At 63.4% G+C, this 3,215-nt stretch carries 3 protein-coding genes; all 3 read left to right on the top strand.

Going from position 1 to position 3,215, the window contains the following annotated elements; translation table 11 throughout:
- The coding region (locus EOA36_RS31685) for an AAA family ATPase (protein WP_127280794.1) at window positions 1-1,066 on the top strand (1,066 nt) is incomplete at its 5' end.
- Window positions 1,067-1,125: 59 nt separating this feature from the next.
- Complete coding sequence (locus EOA36_RS31680; RefSeq protein ID WP_127280793.1) at window positions 1,126-1,491, top strand: MmcQ/YjbR family DNA-binding protein; 366 nt, start codon at window positions 1,126-1,128, stop codon at window positions 1,489-1,491.
- 150 nt (window positions 1,492-1,641) lie between these two features.
- Complete coding sequence (locus tag EOA36_RS31675; protein WP_127280792.1) at window positions 1,642-3,162, top strand: L,D-transpeptidase family protein; 1,521 nt, start codon at window positions 1,642-1,644, stop codon at window positions 3,160-3,162.
- The last annotated feature ends 53 nt before the right edge of the window (window positions 3,163-3,215 follow it).

The raw sequence follows: 3,215 nt of genomic DNA, 5'->3' as shown, positions 1-3,215 counted from the left end.
GAAGGAGGCCGAAGCCCAGGACGGCAAGGCCGGCATGGTCGAGGAAGTGGTCACGCCCGACCACGTCGCCCATATCGTGTCGCGCTGGACCGGAATTCCGGTCGACAAGATGCTCCAGGGCGAGCGCGACAAGCTGTTGCGCATGGAAGACGAGATCGGCAAGCGTGTTGTCGGCCAGGGCGAGGCGGTGCAAGCCGTTTCCAAGGCGGTGCGGCGCGCGCGTGCAGGCCTGCAGGATCCGAACCGGCCTATCGGCTCGTTCATGTTCCTTGGCCCGACCGGCGTCGGCAAGACCGAGCTCACCAAGGCTTTGGCCAACTTCCTGTTCGACGATGAAACGGCGCTGGTGCGCCTCGACATGTCCGAGTACATGGAGAAGCACTCCGTCGCCCGGCTGATCGGCGCGCCTCCCGGCTATGTCGGTTATGAGGAAGGCGGCGCGCTGACCGAAGCGGTGCGGCGCCGGCCCTATCAGGTCGTGCTGTTCGACGAGATCGAGAAGGCGCATCCCGATGTCTTCAACGTGCTTTTGCAGGTGCTCGATGACGGCCGGCTCACCGACGGGCAGGGGCGTACCGTCGATTTCCGCAACACGCTGATCATCATGACGTCGAATCTCGGCGCGGAATATCTGGTCAATCTCGGCGAGGACCAGGATGTCGATGCCGTACGGGACGAGGTGATGGGCGTGGTGAGGGCATCGTTCCGGCCCGAGTTCCTCAATCGTGTCGACGAGGTGATCCTGTTCCACCGGCTGCGCCGCAAGGACATGGACCGCATCGTCGAAATCCAGCTCAAGCGGCTGGAGAGCTTGCTGACCGATCGCAAGATCACGCTGTCGCTGGATCCCGAGGCGGTCGAGTGGCTGGCGGCCAAGGGTTACGACCCCGCTTATGGTGCCAGGCCGCTGAAGCGCGTGATGCAGAAGGAGCTGCAGGATCCGCTGGCGGAAAAGATCCTGCTTGGTGAGATTCTCGACGGCTCGACGGTCAAGGTTACGGCCGGTTCCGACCGGCTGAATTTCCGCTCCAGGCCGACGATCGTCGCCGCCGAGGCGGCGGCCTGATCCAACGCCGCGTGTCCAGTATGGGCGCGCGGCGTCTTCATATATCATGGGGGGGCCGGATGACGCTGGACGACTACAACGGCTTCTGCGGCTCGCTGCCGGCAACGATCCACGTGGTGCAATGGGGCGGCGCCCATGTCTGGAAGGCCGGGACCAAGGTGTTTGCGATCGGTGGCTGGGATCAGGGTGAGCAGCTTTTCGTCACCTTCAAATGCTCCGATTTTGCCTATGACGTGCTCAAGGAGCAGCCCGGCCTGCGCCCCGCGCCCTATCTTGCCTCCCGCGGCATGAAGTGGATCCAGCGTCAGACAAGCCAGAGCATGGATGATGGTGCGCTGAAGGACTATTTGCGCGAGAGTCATCGCCTGGTTGCTCTGAAGCTGACGAAGCAGGCGCGCAAGGAATTGGGGCTTGGCGTGGGCTAGCTAATATTCCTCGAGGCGTCGGAAGACCGCCATCTTCATGCCCGGTTCATGATGGAACCATATGGTGGGTAACTGGTTTGCTGGCGAAGGGGTTCGCCGAACTGCACAATGCCGGGCGGCGGCACATACGGACCGGAGAGTTTCGCTACTATGCTGCGCACTATCTTCACCCTTTCGGCGCTTGCTGCGGGACTGGTGTTTTCCAACGCGTTCGCGGCGCCGACGCATGACGGCGCGGCCCAGCCTGTTCGCGCGGCCGAGAGTGGCGGCATTCTGCTCGCCCAGGACGGCAATCTCGACATTTATTACGATGCCAGGGGCAACCGCGTCATCGTCGATGCCGATACCGGCAAGGTGATCGCCATCCAGCCGCCGCAGACCAGGCTCGACCGGCGGGCGCTGCGCCGCGAGACGCGGATGCGAGAACTCGGCCGTGCCCCCGCCGACGATGATCGCTACTATCTCGACGATCCCCAGGACATGGCACGCTTCCGCCGCAAGCAACTGGAAGAAGAGGGCCGGGTCATCCCGCCACCAGCCGACGAATACGACCCTGACGGAAGCAATTCAGTCGATGCCTATCCGCCGGCACCGCAGGACGAAGGCAATTACGATAACAATTATCCCGATGCGCCGCAGCCGGCAGAGCCGGGCACCATCAAGCGCCAACCGCTGAACGAGGCGTCGATAGACCCCCTCCAGCCGGCAGATCCGACGGAACAGGCGCCCTCCGACCAGGCGGCATTGCCGCCAAACGCTGGCGGCAAGACGTCGGTCGACCCGTCGCTTTCGCTGGGCGCACGCCAGGATGTGGCAGCGCTGCAGGTGCTGCTCGACCGTGGCGGTGCTTCGCCTGGCGTCATCGACGGGCGCTTCGGCTCGAATGTCGACAAGGCGCTCGCCGCCTACAACGAGATCAACGGCAGCAGCCTCAAATCGACCGATGCGGTCGGCATCCAGTCAGCACTCTCGCAATCCGGCGGCGATGCCTTCGCCAACTACACCATCACGGCGGAGGACGCAGCCGGGCCGTATGTCGCCTCCATCCCGGAAGACTACAGTCAGAAGGCGCAGCTCAACTGCATGTGCTACACCTCTGTCACCGAGGCGCTGGCGGAGCGCTTCCACATGGACGAGAACTATCTGAAGTCGATCAACAAGGGCCTCGAGTTCAACCGCCCCGGCACGATCATCAAGGTCGCCAATTTCGGCAAGCTGGTGTCTACGCCGGTCGTGCGCATCGTCGCCGACAAGACCAAGAAAGAGGTGTACGCCTACGATGGTGGCGGCAAGCTGGTAGCAGCCTATCCGGCCACCATCGGCTCGGCGGACACGCCGTCGCCCACCGGCATCCACGCCGTGTCGCGCATCGCGCTCGACCCGAACTACACCTACAATCCGAACATCAATTTCAAGCAAGGCGAGAACGACAAGATTCTTACCGTTCCGCCAGGCCCCAACGGACCTGTCGGGTCGGTCTGGATCGCCTTGGACAAACCGACCTACGGCATCCACGGAACGCCCGAGCCGTCGAAGATAGGCAAGACCGAAAGCCATGGCTGCGTCCGCCTGACGAACTGGGACGCGCGCGAGCTCGCCAAGCTGGTGTCGCCAGGCGTTACCGTGGAATTCCTTGGCGGACCTTCAGCCGATGACGTTGCGCAGCAATGAGCCGCGTGGCGCCGCGGCATAGATCAACTGCACGACCAGAATGAAGCCGACGC

The sequence above is a fragment of the Mesorhizobium sp. M8A.F.Ca.ET.021.01.1.1 genome, assembly GCF_003998025.1.
Lineage (GTDB): Bacteria > Pseudomonadota > Alphaproteobacteria > Rhizobiales > Rhizobiaceae > Mesorhizobium.
This window is presented reverse-complemented; position numbering and strand designations above follow the sequence as displayed.

Excerpts from the sequence above, each read along its gene's own strand:
- EOA36_RS31680 (WP_127280793.1), top strand. The coding sequence starts at position 1,126 with ATGACGCTGGACGACTACAACGGCTTCTGCGGCTCGCTGCCGGCAACG.
- EOA36_RS31675 (WP_127280792.1), top strand. The coding sequence starts at position 1,642 with ATGCTGCGCACTATCTTCACCCTTTCGGCGCTTGCTGCGGGACTGGTG.